At 58.1% G+C, this 21,696-nt stretch carries 22 protein-coding genes; 7 read left to right on the top strand and 15 right to left on the bottom strand.

Translation table 11 applies throughout. The features are described 5' to 3' along the window. Positions 1 to 125: 125 nt before the first annotated feature. The 11 genes from fliP to fliF all read right to left on the bottom strand — a co-directional run bounded on the left by fliP (position 126) and on the right by fliF (position 10,123). The gene (fliP, locus tag LC093_RS05500) at positions 126 to 830 is read right to left on the bottom strand and encodes a flagellar type III secretion system pore protein FliP (protein ID WP_319004910.1); all 705 of its coding nucleotides are present in this window, start codon (positions 828 to 830) and stop codon (positions 126 to 128) included. Between the two features lie 83 nt (positions 831 to 913). Then, on the bottom strand, positions 914 to 1,312 hold the full coding sequence (gene fliO, locus LC093_RS05495) for a flagellar biosynthetic protein FliO (RefSeq protein WP_226663037.1): 399 nt from the start codon (positions 1,310 to 1,312) through the stop codon (positions 914 to 916). Further along, positions 1,309 to 1,779, bottom strand: coding sequence for a flagellar motor switch protein FliN (gene fliN / locus LC093_RS05490; RefSeq protein ID WP_413231489.1), 471 nt, complete (start codon positions 1,777 to 1,779; stop codon positions 1,309 to 1,311). Before fliN ends, fliO begins: the two co-directional genes overlap by 4 nt. Beyond that, entirely contained in the window at positions 1,776 to 2,828 is a 1,053-nt protein-coding gene (gene fliM, locus LC093_RS05485) for a flagellar motor switch protein FliM (RefSeq protein ID WP_226663036.1), read from the bottom strand. Before fliM ends, fliN begins: the two co-directional genes overlap by 4 nt. A gap of 11 nt (positions 2,829 to 2,839) precedes the next feature. Then, positions 2,840 to 3,325 (bottom strand): flagellar basal body-associated protein FliL, encoded by a 486-nt coding sequence (fliL, locus tag LC093_RS05480; protein WP_226663034.1) that lies wholly within the window; start codon positions 3,323 to 3,325, stop codon positions 2,840 to 2,842. A gap of 234 nt (positions 3,326 to 3,559) precedes the next feature. Then, on the bottom strand, positions 3,560 to 4,804 hold the full coding sequence (locus LC093_RS05475; RefSeq protein ID WP_226663032.1) for a flagellar hook-length control protein FliK: 1,245 nt from the start codon (positions 4,802 to 4,804) through the stop codon (positions 3,560 to 3,562). Positions 4,805 to 4,834: 30 nt separating this feature from the next. Beyond that, the gene (gene fliJ, locus LC093_RS05470; RefSeq protein WP_226663031.1) at positions 4,835 to 5,299 is read right to left on the bottom strand and encodes a flagellar export protein FliJ; all 465 of its coding nucleotides are present in this window, start codon (positions 5,297 to 5,299) and stop codon (positions 4,835 to 4,837) included. Then, positions 5,296 to 6,642 carry a flagellar protein export ATPase FliI gene (gene fliI / locus LC093_RS05465; protein ID WP_226663814.1) on the bottom strand — a complete coding sequence of 449 codons (1,347 nt, stop codon included), beginning with the start codon at positions 6,640 to 6,642 and terminating at the stop codon, positions 5,296 to 5,298. The genes fliJ and fliI overlap by 4 nt, the downstream gene beginning before the upstream one ends. Positions 6,643 to 6,695: 53 nt before the next feature. Continuing rightward, positions 6,696 to 7,400 (bottom strand): flagellar assembly protein FliH, encoded by a 705-nt coding sequence (locus LC093_RS05460; RefSeq protein ID WP_226663029.1) that lies wholly within the window; start codon positions 7,398 to 7,400, stop codon positions 6,696 to 6,698. Further along, the gene (gene fliG / locus LC093_RS05455) at positions 7,393 to 8,427 is read right to left on the bottom strand and encodes a flagellar motor switch protein FliG (RefSeq protein WP_226663028.1); all 1,035 of its coding nucleotides are present in this window, start codon (positions 8,425 to 8,427) and stop codon (positions 7,393 to 7,395) included. The genes LC093_RS05460 and fliG overlap by 8 nt, the downstream gene beginning before the upstream one ends. Then, complete coding sequence (gene fliF / locus LC093_RS05450) at positions 8,420 to 10,123, bottom strand: flagellar basal-body MS-ring/collar protein FliF (RefSeq protein WP_226663026.1); 1,704 nt, start codon at positions 10,121 to 10,123, stop codon at positions 8,420 to 8,422. The genes fliG and fliF overlap by 8 nt, the downstream gene beginning before the upstream one ends. A gap of 222 nt (positions 10,124 to 10,345) precedes the next feature. Between fliF and fliE the strand changes: the two genes are divergently transcribed. Beyond that, a complete protein-coding gene (gene fliE, locus LC093_RS05445; RefSeq protein ID WP_226663024.1) occupies positions 10,346 to 10,675 on the top strand; it encodes a flagellar hook-basal body complex protein FliE in 330 nt (109 codons plus the stop codon). Positions 10,676 to 10,681: 6 nt separating this feature from the next. On the opposite strand, the gene LC093_RS05440 is transcribed toward fliE, so the two are convergent. The 4 genes from LC093_RS05440 to LC093_RS05425 form a co-directional block, all read right to left on the bottom strand. Then, on the bottom strand, positions 10,682 to 11,032 hold the full coding sequence (locus tag LC093_RS05440; RefSeq protein WP_226663021.1) for a flagellar protein FlaG: 351 nt from the start codon (positions 11,030 to 11,032) through the stop codon (positions 10,682 to 10,684). A 57-nt stretch (positions 11,033 to 11,089) separates the two neighbouring features. Next, a complete protein-coding gene (locus tag LC093_RS05435; RefSeq protein WP_226663020.1) occupies positions 11,090 to 14,503 on the bottom strand; it encodes a tetratricopeptide repeat protein in 3,414 nt (1,137 codons plus the stop codon). 228 nt (positions 14,504 to 14,731) lie between these two features. Beyond that, on the bottom strand, positions 14,732 to 15,871 hold the full coding sequence (locus tag LC093_RS05430; RefSeq protein ID WP_226663014.1) for a FliC/FljB family flagellin: 1,140 nt from the start codon (positions 15,869 to 15,871) through the stop codon (positions 14,732 to 14,734). 215 nt (positions 15,872 to 16,086) lie between these two features. Continuing rightward, positions 16,087 to 17,190 (bottom strand): FliC/FljB family flagellin, encoded by a 1,104-nt coding sequence (locus LC093_RS05425; RefSeq protein WP_226663012.1) that lies wholly within the window; start codon positions 17,188 to 17,190, stop codon positions 16,087 to 16,089. A gap of 265 nt (positions 17,191 to 17,455) precedes the next feature. Between LC093_RS05425 and fliD the strand changes: the two genes are divergently transcribed. From fliD to flhD, 6 genes are all read left to right on the top strand, one after another. After that, positions 17,456 to 18,811, top strand: a complete 1,356-nt coding sequence (gene fliD / locus LC093_RS05420; protein WP_226663010.1) for a flagellar filament capping protein FliD — start codon at positions 17,456 to 17,458, stop codon at positions 18,809 to 18,811. Positions 18,812 to 18,829: 18 nt separating this feature from the next. Continuing rightward, positions 18,830 to 19,246 carry a flagellar export chaperone FliS gene (gene fliS, locus LC093_RS05415; RefSeq protein WP_226663009.1) on the top strand — a complete coding sequence of 139 codons (417 nt, stop codon included), beginning with the start codon at positions 18,830 to 18,832 and terminating at the stop codon, positions 19,244 to 19,246. Beyond that, entirely contained in the window at positions 19,243 to 19,629 is a 387-nt protein-coding gene (locus LC093_RS05410; protein WP_226663007.1) for a flagellar protein FliT, read from the top strand. The genes fliS and LC093_RS05410 overlap by 4 nt, the downstream gene beginning before the upstream one ends. A gap of 38 nt (positions 19,630 to 19,667) precedes the next feature. Beyond that, the gene (locus LC093_RS05405; RefSeq protein ID WP_226663812.1) at positions 19,668 to 20,564 is read left to right on the top strand and encodes a flagellar hook-length control protein FliK; all 897 of its coding nucleotides are present in this window, start codon (positions 19,668 to 19,670) and stop codon (positions 20,562 to 20,564) included. Then, entirely contained in the window at positions 20,554 to 20,835 is a 282-nt protein-coding gene (locus LC093_RS05400; protein ID WP_226663006.1) for an EscU/YscU/HrcU family type III secretion system export apparatus switch protein, read from the top strand. Before LC093_RS05405 ends, LC093_RS05400 begins: the two co-directional genes overlap by 11 nt. 546 nt (positions 20,836 to 21,381) lie before the next feature. Beyond that, positions 21,382 to 21,693, top strand: coding sequence for a flagellar transcriptional regulator FlhD (gene flhD, locus LC093_RS05395; protein WP_226663004.1), 312 nt, complete (start codon positions 21,382 to 21,384; stop codon positions 21,691 to 21,693). The last annotated feature ends 3 nt before the right edge of the window (positions 21,694 to 21,696 follow it).

Below are 21,696 nucleotides of genomic sequence, written 5' to 3'. Positions count from 1 at the left end.
CCTTGTGAGACCTTCCGCGAGAGGGACCTCGCGGAAGAGCCCCCAGGGATGGGTTCACGGTGTGTCTCACAAGGCTGTACCCGGTAGCAGTACCGCCACAGTGGTGATTCAGAGCACCCAATTTGCTAGGGGTAGAAACTTTGTGCCAATGATCCAATCAACAACTGCCAGCCATCCACCAATACAAACAGCATCAATTTAAACGGCAGTGAAATCGTGGCCGGGGGGACCATCATCATCCCCAGAGCCATCAACACACTGGCCACAACCAGGTCGATAATCAGGAACGGAATAAAAATCGTGAAGCCAATCTGAAACGCGGTTTTCAATTCACTGGTCACAAATGCCGGCACCAGCACCCGCATGGGTACTGCCTCCGGCCCCTGCAGCGGACCAATGTTCGCCAGCTTCGCAAACAACGCGATATCCGGCTCACGGGTTTGTGCCAACATAAAACTTTTCAGTGGCTCGCTGCCGCGCTGCAAAAACTCCTCAAACTGGATTTCATCCCGGGTCAGCGGTTGCCAGGCATCGTCGTAGATCTTCTCGAATACCGGCGACATCACAAAAAATGTCAGGAACAGTGTGATACCCAACAACACCTGATTGGGTGGTGCCGCCTGGGTGCCCATGGCGGTACGCAGCAGGCCAAGCACAATGATGATGCGGGTAAAGCAGGTCATCATCAGCAGGACGGCCGGCAGAAAAGCCAGGCTGGTGAGCAGCAGCAGTGTTTGCAGCTTGATTGACCACTGCTGGCCGCCATCGGCGGTGGGCTGGCTGATCAGACCGGCCAGGTCCTGTGTCCAGCCGAGTGCAGGCAGGGTCAGGAAAAATACCGCGGGTAGGAGGGTACTTTTTCTTAACAAGCTCAAGGCTGTTCTATCGACGCTCAAGGCCGTTCTACTACCGCTCAAGGCTGCTTCCCCCGCCCGCCCAGGTTCTGCGCAACGGCGCGGGCAAAGCGCTCGGCGAAGCTGTCGGTATTCGCTGGAGTAGCCGGACTTTTTTCTGTGGGCGCTTTGGCTGGCAGCGTATGCAGGTGATTAATCTGTCCGCCGCCCACGCCGAGCACCAGCCACTGCTCCTCAACCTGTAGCACCACCACTTTTTCCCGGGTACCCAGTGCTTTGCTCGCCACAATATTCAACTGCGGGCCACCGTTGGCCTGTGCCAGTCCGGGGGCCAGGCGGCGGGTCAGCCATGCGCACAGCAGGATCAGCGCGATCAGTGCAATTAGCACGCCGGCCACCTTACCCAGCATCGCCAGGCCGATTACGGATTCGCCGGCAGCGGCGCTTGCAGGGTTCATCGGTTCAGTTTGTGGATACGTTCCTGCGGTGTGACGATTTCAGTAATACGGATCCCGTATTTGTCTTCAATCACCACAACTTCACCTTGCGCTACCAGATAGCCGTTGATCAGGATATCCATCGGCTCGCCGGCGAGTCCGTCCAGTTCAACCACCGAACCCTGCGCGAGTTCCAGCAGCTGCTTGATGGTGATGCGGGTGCGGCCCAGCTCGACGCTGAGCTTCACCGGAATATCCATCACCATTTCCAGGTCGCGTGCGGCGCCGCTGATTGCGCTGTTTTCCAGAGGCTTAAAGACCTGGTCGGCGGCGCTGCGTGGCTCGCTGTCGGTGCTCTCCTGTTCCGCCAGTGCTTCTGACCAGGCGTCGTCGGCGTTTTCAGTAAACTGTTCCGCCATCGCGGCGGCCCAGCTGTCTTCTCCGCCTTGCTGTTCGGTCTTGTTCTCAGTCGCGTCGCTGTCGCTCATGCTTCAGATTCCTCGGGTTGCGGGGCCAGGCCCGCGTTGAAATTGCTGGTGAGAGAGGTCGGTCGTGGTGCCGTGCGCTCAATCACCCGGTTCACCCGCAGGGCGCTCTGGCCGTTGCGGCTGCCGAATTCACATTCCAGTACCGGTACGCCATCGACCCGTGCGGTGACGGTGGACGGTAGTTCAATGGGCAATACATCGCCGGCTTTGAGCGCCAGCACTTTGCCGATGCGGCTGGGGATATTGGCGAACTCCGCGACCAGTTCCACTTCGGACTGGCGGATTTCGCCGGCCATACGCCGGTTCCAGGTCTGGTCGCCGGGATCGCGGCCATCTACTACCGGGTTCGCAAGGCGATCCCGCAGCGGCTCGATCATCGAATAGGGCATACAGATCTGGAAACGTTCAGACAGGTTGCCCACTTCCAGGTGGAAGGTCGTGGTAACGATAATTTCGTTCGGCGAATTCGTGATGTTGGCGAAACGCGCCTGTAGTTCGGAACGCAGGAAGGAAATTTCCAGCGGGTACACCGAGCGCCAGGAATCCTGATAGGCGTTAATGGCGAGATCCAGAATACGCTGGATCACACGCTGCTCGGTGTTGGTAAATTCGCGGCCTTCGGAACGGGTTACGAAGCGGCCGTTACCGCCGAACAGGCTATCCACCACCATGAATACCATCGCCGGCGGAAACACCACCAGTGCGGTGCCGCGCAGCGGCTTCATGGATATCAGGTTCAGGTTGGTGGGCACGGGCAGATTGCGTGCGAACTCCTTGAACCCCTGATAGCGCACCGATTCCACGGTGATATCCGCAGAGCGGCGTATCATATTGAACAGGTTCACGCGGAAGTGCCGCGCAAAACGTTCGTTGATGATATCGATGCTGTGCAGGCGTTCGCGGATTACCCGCTGTTGCGACGCCGGGTCATAGGGGCGCATTTTCGGTGATTCGGCGGCTGTAGTGCCGCCGCTATCGCCACTGTCGCCATCGCCGCCATGCAGTAGCGCGTCGATTTCTTCCTGGGAAAGCAGATCGTCCTGGGACATGTTGGAATTCCCTATTGCACGATGAACTCGGTGAACAGTACATCGTCGATCAGCAGTTCGGGCTGATCGCCGCCCATGGGCTCGGCGAGAGTTTCCAGAATACCCTGCACCAGTGCCTGTTTGCCCTCGATACTTGCCAGCTCCTCCGGTGCTTTTGCCGAGTGCAGCATCAGCAGACGGCTGCGCACCTGAGGCATATGCTCGAGAAGAAATTCACGGGTTTTTTCGTTGCCGACTTGCAGTGAAATGCCCACATACAGCAGGCGAGAGGCAAACTGGTCGCCCTGCAGGTTGACGGTGAATGGACTGATTTTTACGAAAATCGGGTTGGCTGAGCGCTCGGGGCCGGCGGCTTGCTCTGCGACGGCCGCTTTGTTTTGGGGATCTTCCCTTAACAGCAGATATAGGTTCATCGCTACCAGTGCTGCAATCAGCACCACCGCAACGACCGCGAGCCAGAACAGGCCACGGGATTTTCCGGAATTTTCTTCAGCCATGTGTGTTGCGCCTTAGTACCAGCGTTAGTGAGCGGTTGCCCGCCCGCGGTTGCGGGGGAGCTTGCCGGGGAGTATGCCGGGGCTGCGGAGGGATGAAGGGAAGAATAGGGCGGCGAATTAGCCCTATCTCGGCGTTTAGCCAGCGCCTGAAAAATGGCGTAGCGGAGATGGCTAGCGCGGTGTTACCTCAGTGGCGTTGCGCCACCGAGGTTGTGTAGTGGTCAGACTCCAGTGTCACGCGTAGAGATCGACTCCATTCAAGCGCGCTGGGGTGGCTGGTGCCACTGTGGGCTGGGTATCCAGCAAGGTTTCCTGATCAATGCCTGTGCCGGTGGCGTCGGTCCAGGACTGGCCGCGTTGCTGTTGTGAGGCGTGCTGCTGTTGCTCACCCACGGAGGTTTCTCCCAGAGCGATCCCCTGTTGCGCGAGGGCTTCACGCAATTGCGGCAGGGCCTGTTCCACTGCACCGCGCACGGCGGCATTGGCGGAAAGGAACTGCGCCCGCGCACCCTGGTCGTCAAGGCTCAGGCTAACAGACAGCGCCCCCAGCTCCCGCGGGTGCAGGTACAAGTCCACCTGCTGGTCGCCGCGGTGGGCCATGCCGAGAAGGTGCTGGCCAAATTCTTCGCCCCAGGCGCTGCTACCCAGTGGTGATTGCAATGCCAGCGCCGGATTTGGGGTTGTGGATAAGTTGGTTGTCGCAGTAGCGCTTGTAGTCGCTGGCTGCGCGGAGGCGCTCACTGAAAACTGCGCGGTGTCCGAGGTCACTGTCGCGGGCAGTGCACTGTCGGCGGTTGCCTGCCCGGATGTCACCATACCGGTGCTGGACGCCGCCAGTGGCTGGCTGCGCTGCTCGATACCGGCAGTTGAGAACTCGACTTCGCTGTCTGGATCGGTTGTGGCTGTTTGTGCTGGCAACTGTTGACCATCTTGCGCAGTCGCAAACCCGGCGCGCAACGCCGCTGCATTGTTTTGCAGGCCGGTGTCCGGGTTGGCGGCGATGGTTTGCTGCGCTGGCGGTGCGGTGCCGCCAAGCAGTGCCATCAGTGCGCTGTCGGTACTGTCTATGCGGCTTTCGCTCGCGTTCAGTGCCTCATCATCTGCGCCAGAGGCGTCCAGCGCGAGGCGTTCCAGTAGTTTTGACGAGTCGAGTTGGCCGGCGTCGGCGAGCGCGGCGAAGTTGCCGGTACCCAGTTCACCGAGCGCGCCCGTTACGTCCGCAAGCGGAATCAGCGCTGTGTGCATTCCGGTCTCGTTGAGCGCGGGCTGTGCCAGTGTTTGTGCGATAGCGGATTGCATATTGGATTGCAGATTTGGTTGCATCGCCGGCTGCATTGCGGATTGCATTGCCGACTGAAGAGTACCGGCAAAAGACCGGGGGCTCTCACCGTTTACCGGGCTGCCGGTTTTGCCGCTGTTTGTGCCGCTGAGTTGTCCGGTACTTGCTGGCTGTGCGCCGAGCAGGGCGGAGATATCCATACGCTAAATTCCCGAAGGCTTATAAAGGGCTTAAAACGGATTTTGCCCGCCCGCCTGTGGGCGGCGGGCGAGTAAGTTCTGGGTCATTTCGTCCGCTAACAGGCGCTCGCGGCGCTGCTCGCGCTGCTGTTCCTGCTGCGCACGACGGGATTCCAGGGTGCTGAACGAAGACAGTTCACTCTGGCGCTGGCGCCAGTGTTCACTGCTTGCGTCCACGCGCTCCTGCTGCTGTGCCAGTACCGCACGCGCGCGTTCAATGGCGTTGTCCAGTGAGCGGATAAACCGGTTGTAGTCGTCCAGGGTGGCGGTGCTGATACCCTGGGTCATGGCCTGGTGCAGGCGCTCACTGTATTCGCGGCGGTAGCGTTGCAGAGTTTCCAGCTGCCCCGAGGTCTGCTCGCGGGTCTGGCGCTCTTCGGCCAGCAGGCGCCCGGCGCTATCGCGGGCCTTGCGGCTCTGGTCGATCAGAATATCCAGTGGTGCGGGTCGGCTCACGGTTTGACTCCTGCCGTTGCAACATCGGGAAGCAGCGCGGCCATGGCGGCGGCGGTGGACTGGAGATCCGCGCGCTCTTCCATGCCCTGTTGCAGAAAATGTTCGATATGTGGATAACGCTGAACCGCCTGATCCAACTGTGGGTCGTGGCCCGGGCTGTAGGCACCGACGCTGATCAGGTCGCGATTGCGCTGGTAGCGAGAGAACAGTTGTTTCAAGCGTTGTGCGCGGCGTTGCTGGGTACTGTCGACGATCGCACTCATGGCGCGACTGATGGACGCCTCGATGTCGATCGCCGGGTAGTGGCCGGATTCCGCGAGTGAACGCGACAGCACAATGTGGCCATCGAGAATCGCGCGCGCGGAGTCGGCAATCGGATCCTGCTGATCGTCGCCCTCGGCAAGCACGGTATAAAACGCGGTAATGGAACCACCGTTCTCGCCGTTGCCGGCGCGCTCCACCAGCACCGGCAGGCGCGCGAACACGGAAGGCGGATAACCTTTTGTGGCCGGCGGCTCGCCGATGGCCAGGGCAATTTCCCGCTGTGCCATGGCGTAGCGGGTGAGGGAATCCATAATCAGCAGAACGTTTTTGCCCTGATCGCGGAAATGCTCCGCAATGCGCGTGGCGTAGGCGGCGCCCTGAAGACGCTGCAGTGCGGAGGTATCTGCGGGTGCGGCGACCACCGCGGCGCGGCGGCGGCCCTCTTCACCGAGGATATTGTCGATAAAATCTTTTACTTCGCGACCGCGCTCGCCGATAAGACCGACCACGATGACTTCCGCACTGGTGTAGCGGGCCATCATCCCCAGCAGTACCGACTTGCCCACACCGGAGCCGGCAAACAGGCCCAGCCGCTGGCCGCGCCCCACACTCAGCAGGCTGTTTATCGCGCGGATACCCACGTCAATCTGCTCGCGGATCGGGGCGCGGTTCAGAGGGTTAAATGGCACCGCGGCGAGGCTGCCGCTGGTCGCTGTATCCAGCTCCGGGCCGCCATCGAGTGGGCGGCCGCTGCCATCCACTACGCGGCCGAGTAACTGGTCACCCAGCGGGAAGCGACGCGCGCCGCTGCCACCGAGGGGGAAAACCCGTGCGCCCGGTGTCAGGCCACTGATTTCTTCCAGTGGCATCAGGTAAAGACGCTCGCCGGTAAAACCGACAACTTCGGCTTCCGCATAGGTGGGGGTATCACTGCCCGGCGCAGTAAGCTCGATCTGGCAACCGCTGCCGAGGGGAATTTTCAGGCCGACTGCTTCCAGCACCAGACCGGTGGCGCGCACGATTTTACCGCTGGTGCGGTAGCGCGGGGTTTGCGCGGCACGCTCGCCAGTATGTGCCAGCGCGGCACGCCAGCGCGCCTGATGTACGCCGTCTTGACGGCGTTCGGCAGCGGTCACTGCGGCGCTCCGGAATTATTGTTGGCTGGCCCTACTCGTGACAGCAGTGCCTGCCAGCGGGTATCGCGGCTCGCATCGATCTCGCCACTGGCGGTGGTTACCCGGCAGCCGCCACGCGCAATGCGCGGATCCTGATCCAGTCGCCAGCCGGCGCCTTCCAGTTCTGCGCTGAGCACCTGCTGAACCAGAACCAGATCGTCCGGATGCAGCCACAGTCGGGTGCCGCCATTCAGGGTTGGCTCGTCCCGCAACAGGGAACGCACCAGCTCCGCAACCTGCTGGGGTTGCGCCTGCAGGGCATCGTCAGCGAGCTGGCGGCCGACGGCGATGGCGAGGGCGCTGATGTCTTCGGCGATGTCGCTATCGAGGGATGCCAAAGCGTCACTGAAGTTGCGCGCCAGTTCGGCCAGTGGTGCAAGCAGCGCATCCCGCTGCTGTTCTGTTTCTGCGAGGCCGGCGGTGCGGCCTTCCTGTTCGCCTTTTTCGTAACCCTCGGTGAAGCCCGCGTCATAGCCCTCGCGCAGGCCCTCTGCGCGGGCCTGCTCGCGCAGGATCTTGAGTTCTTCAGTGAGCGTACGCTGTGCCGACTCGCGGCGCTCGCGGGCGCGATTGCCAGTGAGGTCGTCGGGCTGCCAGCGGCGCCAGGTAATACCGTCGGATTCGTTTGCTGTGGCCGCTTCCGGGATCGTGGTCTCAGACATAAACCTCTTCTCCACCACTCAGGACGATTTCTCCGGAATCTGCCAGGCGGCGCACAATCTGCAGGATCGCTTTGCGTTCGCGCTCCACCTGCGACATACGCAGTGGTCCGCTGGCCTCCAGCTCTTCGCGCAGCAGGGTGCCGGCACGGCTGGACATGTTGTGCAGGAATTTTTCCAGCAGCGCGGGGTTGCTGCCCTTGAGCGCGGTGACCAGCTGCTTGTTGTCCACTTCCTTCAGCACCAGCTGAATCGCGCGGTTGTCGAGATCCAGCAGGTTTTCGAACAGGAACATTTCGTCGATGATCTTCTGGGCCAGGTCTTCGCTGTGTTCGCGCACGCGATCGATGACCGTTTCCTCGGCATTGGAATTCATCAGGTTGAGAATTTCCGCCGCGGTGCGGGCGCCGCCCATCTTCGCGCGCTTCAGGTTCTGGCCGTCGAGCATGCCGGTGAGCACCTCGGTAAGTTCCTGCAAGGCCGCCGGCTGCACACCGCTGAAGGTGGCGATACGCAACACCACGTCCTCGCGCAGTTTTTCCTCGAAATATTCCAGCACCGCCGCCGCCTGTCGGCGTTCGAGGTGCACGAGGATGGTGGCGATGATCTGCGGGTGCTCGTCGCGGATCATTTCCGCCACGGTATTTGCGTCCATGATATTGAGTGCATCAATGCCTGACTCACTGGACGTCATTTCGAAAATATCTTCCAGCAGGCTGGAGGCGCGCTCGTTGCCCAGCGCCTTGGTCAGTACCGCGCGGATACGGTCGCTCGAGTAGAGGTTGAGCGCACCGAACTCCTCGGATTCCATGTGGAAGTCCCGCAGTACGGTACGCATTTCATCGTGGGTGACCGTGCGCAGGGAGGCCATCTCCTGGCTGATATCCTGCACTTCACGGGCACTCAGGTGCTTGAACACTTCCGCTGCGGCGTCTTCATCCAGCGCGAGCAACAGGATGGCGCTGCGGCGCAGATTGCTCATCTTTTTTTCGCGCTGCATGGCGTTTTGTAAATGGACGTTATTAGTCATTCTGGCTTATCCAGCTGCGTACGATCATTGCCACCATGGCCGGATCGTCTTTTGCCATTCCCTGCAGGTCCAGCAGGTTCTGTTCGTAGACTGAGGAGCGGCGCTTGCGGCGCGGCTGCGGTTCCGGGGGCTCTTCCTCGTAGTTTTCTCTGCCTTCTGCGACTTCCGCCGGTGCCGTGGCCGGTGTCTGTGCGGTTTGTTGGGGCGCGGGAATTGCGGCGGCTGCCGGTGTTGCAGCGCTCAGCTGTACGTGGCGCTCAAGCAGCGGGCGCACCAGCCAGCGGAATGCAAACAGCATGGTGATGCCGATCAGCAGATAGCGGCCGAAGGCCAGCATCAACTGACGCCAGAACGGGTCTTCGTGCCAGGCCAGTTCCGGTAATACGCTTTCTTCTTTCGGAGAGAAGGGGCTGTTGACCACTTCCAGGCCATCGCCGCGGGTCTCTGAAAAACCCATGGCCTGGCGTACCAGCTGTTCAATGTGCTGCAGCTCTGCTTCGCTCAGCGGTGCCTGTGTTACAGCGCCTTCCTCATCGGTGACTTCACGGTAGTTCACCACCACGGCGGCAGTCAGGCGCTCCACGCGGCCGCGCTGACGCTGGATATGGGTGATATCGCGATCGATTTCGTAATTGACCAGCTGTTCCTGGCGCAGACGGCTGCGGTCTTCAGCGGTATCTTCCTTCTCTTTTTTGTTCTTGCCGTCGATGGTGGAAGGTGCACTGCCGGGCGGGGTGTTGGTGAGGGCGCCGGGAATACCGCCGATGCTCGCGGCATCGCCGTTAAAGTCGGTGTTGTGCTGCTTGCTGCGCACCGCGGCTGGCTGGCCGTCCTGGTTGGGGCTGTAGCGTTCGCTGGTTTCTTCGCGGCGGTCAAAATCTACCTGGGCGGTTACCTGCGCGCGTACATTGTGGCTGCCGAGCATCGGCTCGAGAATACGCTCGATCCGCTGTTGGTAACTGGCTTCAATGGTATGCACGTAGTCCAGCTGGGTGCCGTCGAGGCTGTTCTCGTCAGAGCCCGGGCGCGACAGCAGGCGGCCGTTCTGATCCACCAGGGTGACATGGTCGGCCCCGAGATCCGGCACGCTGCTCGATACCAGGTGCACGATGGCCGCGGCCTGGCCATCGCCCAAAACCCGGCCGGGGGCCAGGGTGAGAATCACGGATGCCTTGGCCGGCTCGCGCTCGCGAATAAATACCGAGGGCTTGGCCATGGACAGGTGCACGCGCGCGCGGGTGACCGGGCCGAGGGATTCGATGGAACTGGCCAGCTCGCCCTGCAGGCTGCGCTGGAAATTCACTCGCTCGGCAAACTGGCTGATACCGAAGGCCTGGCGGTCCATGATCTCAAAGCCGGCGTTGCCACCACTGGGGAGGCCCTGCTCGGCGAGCTGCAGGCGCAACCGGTAGACCTGGTCGTCCGGCACCAGCAAGGTGCGGCCGCCCTGGCTGAATTCGTACGGGATCGCGCGGCTTTCCAGCTCGCCAATAATACGACCACCGTCTTCCTCGCTGAGATTACTGAACAGTACCCGGTATTGCGGTGCCTGTGACCACAGAAGCACCGCCGCCACCAGCGCAATGGCAGCAGCGCCCGCTACCAATAGCGGGATCAGCGGATTGGCCAGCAATCGCGCAGACAGCTGGTTCAGGGACTGTGCCGGCGCGGCCGCGCTCTGGGTTGCGCTGCTCATCGCGGGGCATCTCCGCAGTGGATACTGGGCTTCGTTCGGTTTGTTGAAGGCATTACTGCTTGTTCATCCTACTTTGAAGGCGGTTTGGGAAGCTGCGCTGATTATCGACAGCCGGGGAAGAGGTAAAGGAAAGAAAAGCCCAATGTTTTGCCGCTAATTGGTCGCTTGGGTTGCGCGCCGGCACTGATACCTTTGCGCTGCGGAATAACAAGAGATGCAATCATGACCACACCGACCACTACTGTGCAGATGCAAAGCCTGCTCAACCAGATGCAGGGCCTGGCCGGCGAGGCCGCGGGCAAGAGCGCGCCGGTCGATCTGGCGGTGGGCGGTGGCTTCAGTGCCGCACTGCGCACCAGCCTCGAACGAATTAATACACTGCAAAATGACAGCGCGTCGAAGTCGCGTGCTTTTCAGAGTGGTGACCCGGATGTGGCACTGCACGAAGTGATGATTGCCGGGCAGAAGGCCAGTATTGCATTTGAGATAGGCGTGCAGGTACGTAACCGCTTACTTAATGCGTATAAAGATATTATGAATATGCAGGTTTGATTTCGGTCAGGCCTGCAGTTTTAGCAGTATTCCCTTGATATCCTCCAGGCGCTGGGCTGCGTTCAGTGCCTCTTCCGGCGGTATCTGCCGAATCAGTTCGCCATTCTCCCGATCCACTAGCCGGATCACTGTGCGCCCTGAGTCTTCACTAATCTCGAATTGAACACTGTAGTTACGCAATACTTTGTTGACGCGCTCTATGGGCTTCAACAGATCACCGTGACTAATTACTTCATTTTCTGTTTTGGCGCTAACCGCTATCTGTGCGAGTGCCTTTTCCACGCGCTGACGGCCAGCAATATAGGAAAACTGGGAGGGTACTGACTGCGCTACAGTCTTTTCGATGAGGGAAGCCACGGGCCGTTCCTTTTCCAGATAAAACTGAAGAGAGGTATCGGCCCGTGAGTCGGAAACTTAATCCGGCTGGTAACGGTAGCGCTCCAGCAACTCCGTTAATTTCTGCATATCCAGATCGGGCTTGATTCGGAATACGCCGGCCGTTTCTGCGGATTCCACTTCCTCGAGGAACTCCAGTACTGCGTGGTAGTGCTTTCGGTTCCAGAAGTCGTGAATGAAGAACCGGGTAGACTGCGGGTTTACCGCGGTATTGAGAGTCTGCCGGATGGCATTAAGTGTACATGCGACACGGAAGCGGCCATCCACCAATACCAGGTCGAAGCTGCAGTCGTAATGCAGGATTGCTTCGCTATAGTCCGGGAAGCGAGCGCGGCCGGTATGGCCAACGGGGAATCCCCATTCGCGGGTGGGGCCGATATCCACAGCTTGTACCTGGCAGTGTTCACCCAGCTGGTCTCTCAACGCATTTACCCAGTCTTCATCGCTTTCAACACCGTGTACCGTAAGGCCCGCTTCGCAGGCCCATACGGTGGAGCCACCGGAACCGAATTCGAAGTAGCGTGCAGCACGCGCAATGTGGGATTTGAACAGTGCGCGCTCGGCTTCAGACATAAAGGGGGCATCCGGAATGCTCACAGCGTGCTGTGGTTTAGGGGAGGCGTTTTGCTGAGCTGAATCCGCAGGGGATTTGGTTTCCTGCAGGTACTGCGCGGCACGTTCAGCGCTGTCCATACTGATCAAATCATAGGTGAGGTCGTAATAACCGAAGACGGTATGCAACAGGAACGCAAGTTTTTCTCTTTGGCTGCCGTCGAGTTCAAGCATCCTGCGGGCATCCGGGATAAACAGCATGTCTATCGCGTGTAGCTGTGTGGCTGGGTAATCTGCGGCCATTTCTCTGGGCAGGCGGCTCACATGTTGCGGACGCTCGAAACGGTAGAGCTGGAAGCCATGCTGGTGAGTCCACTTGGTAATGGCACCAATATCCGGCTGACCTTCATAGAAAGGCTGGATCAATACCCGCACCTGTAGCAACAGTGTGGACGCCAGCAAATTTTTTCCCGCCTGCAAAATTGCTGGGGATTCACTGCGTTGGTCGAGTATCAGCCAGTCGAGACCTGGCAGGCCTTCAATACTGTCCAGGGCAATGGTCGGCAGGGGCAATTCGGCCAGCACCCGGCTATTTGGGTCAGTGCTATCTATGGGTCGCAGGGCCGAACTCAGCGCAGGATCCAGGCAGGCGTACATGGTTGCGGGGGCACCGTTGCCAAGGCTGGTGTTTGGGAAATACTGCAGGCCATTTTTCTGCTCAGTGCCGAGATGGCGGCTTGTGGGGTCGAAGATCAGCTGCTCAAAAGCCCCGAGTTTACCGAGCGTTTCCGCCATATCTTCTTCCAGCAGGCGGCCACCGTTATCGAGGACGATCAGCTTGCCGTTGAAATTGAACTGAAAACTGTCTTTCTCGTCGCTGTAGCTCGCTTCGAGGAGATTCGGTCCTTCGGTTTGTCGTGGTTGCAGCGGTGCAGCCTGACCTTCGAAGAGCGCGCTGCCGTCACGCTTAAAGGTCAGTGCGGCCGGGGCCTGCTCTAGGCAGTGACGCTGCCAGATACCGCGCAGTGCGGTGGTCAGATGGCCAGCGAAACGGGGCGCATCGCACACCGGGGATTGTTTCAGAATTTCACGTAAGTGTTGGCGAATGGTACCCAGGCTGTCCAGGTCACCGGCCAGGTTGCGTGCCTGCGTGCGGTAGCTCTCCCAACTATCAACCACCAATTCGGGCAGACCGGCATTCACCAAATGCGTCGCGGCGTGACGCCCGGCAAACGTGGGGCCGGGCAGGGTGATCACCGGCACGCCCATCAGTAGCGCTTCGCAGGTGGTGAGGCCGCCGGAGTAGGGCCAGGGGTCCAGTGCAATATCAATGCGGTTATAGGTATCCAGGAATTCGGCATGCGCGGCCGGGCCTTCCATAACAATACGCGAGCGCTCGATACCCGCTGTTTCAAATCGTTGCCACACGCGCTCGCAAAAAGTGGGATCGCTGTACTGTGCACTGCGCAGCAGCAGCTGGCTGTTGGCCACTTCGTGTAGCAGGGTGGCCCATTCGCGAATCAGGGTGTCATTCAGTTTGGCGGGGTTGTTCAGGCAGCCAAAAGTGATGTGGCCCTGGCGTCGTGCCGGTAATTCGCCAACCGCTGGTGCGTGGTTCGGAGGCATGTAGCAGATATAGTCATCCGGCAGGCGGATCAGGTTTTCGTAATATTGCTCATCGCATCCCGGTGGCGTTTCCACCGCGTCGCTAATCAGGTAGTCGATAGCCTCCAGGCCCGTGGTATTTACCAGGCCGCCTACCCATTTCACGATCAGCGGTGCGGGTTCGCGGGCGACGAGTTGTAAGCGGTTGCCGTCGGTATGACCACTCAGGTCGATCAGGATGTCGATCTTGTCTTCGCGGATTTTCGTTTCCAGCACATCGTCGGAATAGCCCTTCATTCGGTGCCAGCCGGAACAAATTTTTTGCAGTCGTGCGGTAACGCGATCTTCGGTATCGCTGGTGGAGTAGGCGATCAGCTTGAACTCGGCCGCAGGCAGTTGCTCCAACGCGGACGTAATCATTTGTCCTACTGGGTGATTGCGCAATCCGGCAGACAGTAATCCCAGAGTTAGCGGGCGTTCGGCATCGCGCCCGGTTTCCGGGCGTGATGGACGGTTTTTGGGATTAAAAACGTTGTGCCAGCGTGTCGTTAGACGGGCGATGTCTTCGGCACTCAAGTTGGGATCGTAGTGGGCGTTGAATACCCGGTTGGAGAATGCCTCCAGGTAGTCAGGTTTCAGTGCCAATGCTTTTTCGTAGTATTCCGCCGCCTGGTCGAATAGCCCCATTTCACAGTGTTTTGCCGCAACTAGATTGAAGTACTGCGGGTTACTGTCATCCAGACGTAGCAGTTGCTCACAGTCGCTCATCACGTCCGCGATTTTTCGCGCGGCTGAATGAATGCTTATGGATTGGGTGAGGATGACCGGGTTGTCGGGGGCCAGTGCCCTGGCGGTTTGGATGCTATCGAGTGCTCCCGCAGTGTCACCCTTGGTGTGTAGGATACTTGCGTACTGGGTGTGCGCCATGGCATGGCGTGGATTCAAGTGCAGCGCCTGCTCAAACTGTTCTTTAGCTGCATCCCATTGTTTGAGGGTCCGGTGCGCGGTGCCTGCGAGGTAAGCTGCGTGGGCGTCGTCCGGTGCTACCCGCATTGCTTCCTGCAAGGAGTCCAGGGCCTGTTCTGGCTGCGCCAATTCAATCTGGCAAGCACCAAGCGCCCGCCAGGAATACGCCTGGGTAGGACTGCTTTTGACTAATTTGCGCGCATGCTTTTCCGCCATGGAAAAGTCTTTGCGCTCCCAGGCGTGCTGATACGCCTGTTGAGTGCGACTGAATTGGCTGTTGCTGGTGTTCGCTTTCGCTTTCGCAGGCATACTGGACTCGACTGTTTTACTGGCAACTTACCTGTAGCCTAACAGTGACAAGGTCGAGCAAAGGGTGAATTAGCCACGTATTTTGTGGGCTTTTCGCCGGGGGAGAACTTTTAATCCGGATTAAAGTTTCTTTTGGAAAAGCAGCGCGGCTACGAGTACGGCAGGCATAAAAAAGGCCCCATAAAGGGGCCGAAAAAATCAGGGCCGGTACGCCCTGAGAGGATGGTATTAGCCCAGCAGTGACAGCACGCTTTGCGGCAGCTGGTTGGCTTGCGACAGTACAGAAGTACCGGCTTGTTGCAGAATCTGCGCGCGGGTCATGTTGGATACTTCGGTTGCGTAGTCCGCATCTTCGATACGAGAGCGCGCCGCAGACAGGTTGGTCTCGGTGGTGCTCAGGTTGCTGATCGCAGACTCAAAGCGGTTCTGGATTGCACCCAGGTCGGAACGCAGGGCATCTACGTCGCTCAGTGCGGAGTCCAGTGCGGCCAGCGGGTTGCTGGTAGCAACTTCGGTAGCGTCTTCAGTGATGTAGCTCACTGCTTCAGCGTCAGCGGAAATGGTGTAAGTGGCTGTTGCGGAGCTGGAGGTGGTGCCCGCAGTTACAGTCATTTCTGCTTCGTAGTAGCTCACAGTACCGCCGCTTGTTTCGCTGCGTACATAGGCTGTGCCGGCGTCATCGAGAACCAGGCTGTTGGTATTGCCATCTGCCGGGGTGCCGGTGAGAGTGCCTGCGCTGACAACGATATCCGATGCGGTTTCGGTCGCTGAAGCGGTCATGGTGTAGCTCTGGCCATCGATTTCGATGCTGTCGCCGGTAGAAGCCGCAGTTGCCAGAGTATTGTTCACATTGAAGGTATCAAGGCCCAGAGTCTCGGCGTTGATTTCTTTCAGGTTCATGGTGATCTGTTCACCATCGTTGGCGCCTACCTGAATGGTAAAGCCGCGGTCTTCTGCCAGAACGTTCACGCCGTTGAAGTTGGTTTCGGAAGAAACGCGGTCGATTTCGGACAGGCGCTGGTTGATTTCGTCCTGGATGGAGTTCAGGTCGCTCTGGGAGTTGGTGTCGTTCTGCGCTTGAACAGTCAGCTCACGAATGCGCTGTAGGTTGTCGTTCACCTGGTTCAGGGCACCTTCCGCGGTTTGTGCAACAGAGATACCGTCGTTGGCGTTGCGCTGAGCCTGAGACAGACCGGTAATCTGAGCGCTCATGCGGTTTGCAATAGCCTGGCCTGCAGCGTCGTCGGCAGCGCTGTTAATGCGCAGGCCGGAAGACAGACGCTCCATGGAGGTCTGCAGGGCGCTTTGGGATTTGCTCAGGTTTTGCTGGCCGATCATGGCCGTGATATTGGTGTTGATCACTGACATTGTTTTGTCCCTCGGTATGTCACCGTTAATTTGTGAATACAACGGCGCGGGCCGTTACCAATAATGTCGGCGATATTGCCTGGGACTTTAGTTTTGGAAGAAAAAAATTCCGGTGTGGTTTTCGAGTGGGGTGTGAAAACCTAAAACGCAGGCAAAAAAAGGGGCCCTGAATAGGGCCCCAAATAGGAGAGAAAGTCGGAGTTGACTCTCGCTGATTAGCCCAGCAGGGACAGTACGCTTTGCGGCAGCTGGTTGGCCTGGGACAGTACAGAAGTACCGGCCTGCTGCAGGATCTGTGCGCGGGTCATGTTGGAAACTTCGGTCGCGTAGTCCGCATCTTCAATACGAGAGCGCGCCGCAGACAGATTGGTCTCGGTGGTGCTCAGGTTGCTGATCGCGGAATCGAAACGGTTCTGGATTGCACCCAGGTCGGAGCGCAGGGCGTCGACGTCGCTCAGTGCGGAGTCCAGTGCGGCCATGGGGCCTTCGGACTTGGCGGACAGCGCGGTGTCAGTATCGACGGTAAAGGTGATTTCAGCGGTTCCGGTACCGTTACCTACGTTGTCTGCGACCGCGTCAATGTCAGATACAGCGAAGACGCCGCCTGCACCGTCATCAACGAAATAGTTGCCTGCGTCGTCGGTAACCAGGGTGCCAGAAACAGTGGCGCCGCTGCTGTCTACCAGGCTGACAGCGGTAGTGCCATCGAGGGCGATGGACTGGGTGTCGTCGTCAGAAGCGGTAAGAGTAAGGCTGCTATCAGTCGCTGCTGCTGTGAGGGAACCTTCGTAGCCGTTCACGTTGAAGGTGTCCAGATTCAGGGTGGAAGAGTCGATCTGCTTCAGGTTCATGCTGATCACTTCGCCGTCGTTCGCGCCGACTTGAATGGTGAAAGCACGATCTTCAGCCAGCACATTAACGCCGTTGAAGTTGGTCTCGGAGGAGATACGGTCAACTTCGGACAGGCGCTGGTTGATTTCGTCCTGGATAGAGTTCAGGTCGCTCTGGGAGTTGGTGTCGTTCTGCGCTTGAACAGTCAGCTCACGAATGCGCTGCAGGTTGTCGTTCACCTGGTTCAGGGCGCCTTCTGCAGTTTGTGCAACGGAGATGCCGTCGTTGGCATTGCGCTGAGCCTGAGACAGACCGGTGATCTGTGCGCTCATGCGGTTGGCGATGGCCTGGCCGGCGGCATCGTCGGCAGCGCTGTTAATGCGCAGGCCGGAAGACAGACGCTCCATGGAGGTCTGCAGGGCGCTCTGGGATTTGCTCAGGTTTTGCTGGCCGATCATGGCCGTGATGTTGGTATTGATCACTGACATAGTTGTGTCCCTTGGTGTGTCACCGTTTAAATGTGGATACAACGGCGCTGGCCGTTACTCCGTTTTTCGGCAACTGGGGCTAGGGCTTTAGTATTTTGGGGAAAATATTTGCCGAAAGGCGTTTGGCGAATGAATTTATGAAGGTGAAACCTAAAGTTGCGGCGCTAATTGCCGATCTGGGAAATAACCGCAGGCAATTGCCCATGAGCGCCGCGCAGCGGCTGTGGTAATAAATGCTTGTGCACTGCATTAATAGGGAGCATCAATGGCTACCATTTCATCCTTAGGTATCGGTTCTGGACTGGACTTGAGCGGCCTGCTGGAACAGCTGGAATCTGCTGAAAACCAGAAGCTGACTCCAATCCTCCAGCAACAAAAAAGTTATGAAACCAAAATTTCTGCGTTTGGTTTTCTGGAAAGCGCGCTGGATAAAGTCAAGGATGCCGCCGCAGCGCTCAGCGACGCAGAAGACTTTGCCGGAGTCAAAACCAACGTCAGTGGCGAGGCCCTGACGATTACTTCCGGTGAAGATACCCTGGTCGGGAACTATGAAATTGAAGTTACCCAGCGCGCCAAGAGTTACAGCATCGCAACCCTGGGGGTGGCTGATAAAACCGAGCAACTGGGCGGTGGCACTATCGGTTTTACCCTTGGCAATGGCGAATCATTCAGTGTAACGCTGGATGACGCGGACAGTTCTCTGGAAGATGTGCGCGATGCAATCAATGATGCAGATGCCGGTGTGGTGGCCTCGATCGTTAACGATGGCAGCGGCACACCCTACCGCCTGGTGTTTTCGTCCGCGGAAACCGGCACCGATGCCGCGATCAGTGCCATCGACTTTGGCTCCGGTGGGCTTGGCGATGTGCTGTCTCTCGACAGTGCTACCGAAGTATCCGGGCAGAACGCAGAGCTGACGGTTAACGGAATCGCGATCCAGTCACAAAGTAATCGCGTGGAAGACGCGATCCAGGGAGTGACTCTCGATCTTGAAGAAACCGGCACCGCCACACTGGAAGTGACCCGGGATACGGCCGGTATCGAAAAGAAACTGAATACATTCGTTGAGGCCTACAACAGTTTACAGGGCCGCCTGGATGACCTGACAGAGTTCGATAGCGCTTCCGGTGTGGGTGGTGTGCTGCAGGGCAATGCCACCGTGCGTGGGGTTGAGTCGCGACTGCGCAGTCTGATTGGCGGCTCCCTGGAGAGCGATGCGTTCTCCTCCCTGGCCGATCTGGGGATGACCCTGGAAGTCGATGGCACGCTGACTCTCGATGAGGAAAAGGTCGAAGACCTGGTGGCGAATAATCTCAGCGACCTGACTACATTCTTCGCGGGGGCCAGCGAAGAGAGCGACGGTTTCGCCGATCGTATCGAAGATGCGTTGGGGGGAATGACGGAAGAAGGTGGATTGCTGGAAAATGCGACCAGTGGCCTGGAAGCGAGTATTGAATCTCTGGATCGACGATATGAGAGCGTCGAGTCACAGATCGCGAGCACAGTTGCACGTTATCGCACACAGTTTAGCCAGCTGGATAGCCTGATCGCGCAGATGAACTCCACCAGTTCATACCTAACCCAGCAGTTTGATGCACTGGCTGCGCAGTTAGAACAATAAAAGTAAGAGAGGTCTTAGTTGTACTCAAAAGGATCCGCTGGCCGCGCTTACGGCGCCGCCAGTTACGCCCGAGTAGGGCTTGAAAGCGATGTACTGTCGGCGAGCCCGCACCGCCTGATCGTGTTGTTGTTCCAGGGTGCCGATACGGCGATAGGTACTGCTCTGGTGCATTTGAATGATGGCAATGTGGTGGAAAAAGGGCGGGCAATCTCCAAGGCATTGGATATTGTGAACAATGGCTTGCTGGCCGCACTGGATCGCGAGCAGGGTGGCCAACTGGCGGAGCAGATGGCTGCCCTGTACGACTACATTGCCCGGCAGTTGCTCAAGGCCAATTTGCACAACGACAGCGAGGCGTTGCTGGAGGCCCGCCGTTTGCTCGCGGACCTCGCATCGGCATGGAATGAGATCGACCCGGGGTTGCAATCCGTATGACAAATCAACAAGTGGTCGATAGTAGCCTGCTGACAACTGCGCCCCGCCTGCTGGCGGCTTACGCAAATCTGTTGGCGCGTTCCACGCGCATGCTGGCATGGGTACGTGAGCACGACTGGTTCAACCTGGTGGAAGAGCAGACCTGTTATGCCATCGAAGTTGAATCGATTGCCTCCGCAGAGGTCAATCTGGAGCTTAACGACGTGGAGCGTCGTCGCAAGGCTGAGTTGCTGGAGCAGATTTTGTCTCAGGACCTGGAAATTCGCCGCCGGTTGCGGGAGCGCCAGGACGAGTTGCAGCAACTGATTGGCGTAAACCAGCGCAAGCGGGACCTGTCCCGTTCCTACGGTGCGTTGATTCCCATGGACTCCGGCGCGCGGTGAGTGGCATAACGCCAATACTGGATACCCTTTTGCACCAGGTGTTGGGCAAGAGGGTAGATACCGCCTCTCCGGAGCGCCAGCCAGCACCGATAAAACCGCTGGTTCCCACCGAAGCCATTCAGGCGGTGCGAAGTGATTCCCGTCTCGATCCCCGCGCCAATAGCACATCCTACGGGGATATCGCCCGGGCATCTGGTGGATATATGCCGTCGGCTCCCTTTCCGTCGGACTCTGCCGATGTGCGCACCCAATTCACCGGTGTCGCTCGTTTTTTATCCGAACTGGTTAATGGGCAGACCAGGAGCTCGCCGGTCATTCGTTCACCGCTGCCGCTAATTCCCAAGGCTGAGCAAGGTGCTGAAAAATTAGCCAGCAATTTACAGCGCAGTGTGGATTACAGCGGCCTGTTCTACGAATCCCACCTTTTACGTAGTTATCAGGGAAAGTGGGACTGGGCAAAGCTCCAGTCAGAACCCCAGATGAACCGGCAAGCGGAAACTTCTCCCGGGTTAGCGGACCTTTATAAAGACGAGCCGATGCGGGGACTGATACGGCAGCAACTTGAATTACTGTCGGTACCGCAACTTCGCTGGGAAGGCGAAGCGTGGTCCGGGCTTCATCTGGAAATTAGTCTGCAATATCACCAGTTTGCTGAAGATGTGTTCAATGAACGCTCGGATGATGAGCGCGCTGACGATGCCAACAGAGAAGATATTGAGGCCTGGCAGGCCGATTTAACCTTCGCCTTACCGCAACTGGGCAATCTCGGGGTACATCTGGTCCTTCAGGGCGACAAGGTAAAAGTGATTGCCACACCGGCGAGCGAGCAGGCCGAAGATATGCTTTTCAGCGGGCTTGCGCGCTTGCGTGGACAGATTGAAGCCCTCGGATTCCGTGAGGTTCAGGTCATAGTTGGGAACATCGATGAAGGATAATCCACGCCGCCGTGCCGTGGCCCTGGCATATGACGAAAACCATAGTGCACCTACCGTTGTGGCGTCGGGCTATGGGGAAGTGGCCGAACGGATTGTTCAAACGGCGAAGCAGCGGGGGATTTATGTGCACGATGCGCCGGAATTGGTGTCGTTGTTGATGCAGTTGAACCTGGATGAGCAAATTCCAGATCGTCTCTATCAAGTTGTTGCCGAAATTTTGATCTGGGCCCAAGAGCTGGACGAACGTTGTGTCAATATTGGCACTGAATAAAAATTACTCGCCCCGAGTAACAGTTAGTCACGAAATAACATTTATTTCAAAAAAAGATAAAAAAAGATGTAACCAAATAGGGCTACCGTGGTAATTTTTACGCCAAGGGTGACCTGCATCACTTTATTTTTGTGAAGTGGGTCAAGGAATTGGTGTGAATCATGTTGTTTCGATCGGCAAGATCGTAGTTGTCACTTGGCTCTCCCGTCCTCATACGCCCACACAGTTCTTGGGGTATTTTGGAACTGTGTGGTGCGGCCCTTCTCGACGAGCGCGCGGCGCAAAGCGGAATCTTCCAAAAGTAGTGGTTGCATTTTGTACAAGTTGCCAAAGCAACATTTAGTGCAGTCCACTGGTGATTCCAGGGATGGTAACGGGATTTGGGGTAGCGGAATTCACCGACGTAAGGTGATGTAAAGCCACTATCACTTTGACATGGGGAATGGATGCGGTTTTGGGGACTCCCTTTGCTTCTTGATTAAAAAATGAGCGCACCCGGGCTAAGGCCTGGTACGAATAAAAAGAAGTAAGGAGTAAAGCTGTATCATGTTTGATAGTGCACTTAATGAGATTCAGGATATCAATCTCAGTTACCTGTTGTTGGCACAACGCTTGCTCAAGGATGACTACGCGACTGCTCTGTTCAGGCTTAAGCTTGACGACTCAATGGCCAGCGTATTGGCCTCTCTTACCGCGAAACAGCTGACCAAGCTGGCGCGTTCCAATCAACTACTGTTCCGGTTGAACATCGAAGATGCCAACCAGTTGGAGCAGGTCACCGCTAACAAGCGTGCAGAAGGTCTGGAGCATATCCATGCTGCTCTGCTGATGTCCTCGGCATCGCCCTGCGTAAACTGAGCG

The sequence above is a fragment of the Microbulbifer aggregans genome, from assembly GCF_020524005.1.
In the GTDB taxonomy this organism is placed as follows: domain Bacteria; phylum Pseudomonadota; class Gammaproteobacteria; order Pseudomonadales; family Cellvibrionaceae; genus Microbulbifer; species Microbulbifer aggregans_A.
The sequence above is the reverse complement of the archived record's forward strand: the minus strand, read 5'-3'. Positions and strand labels throughout refer to the sequence as shown.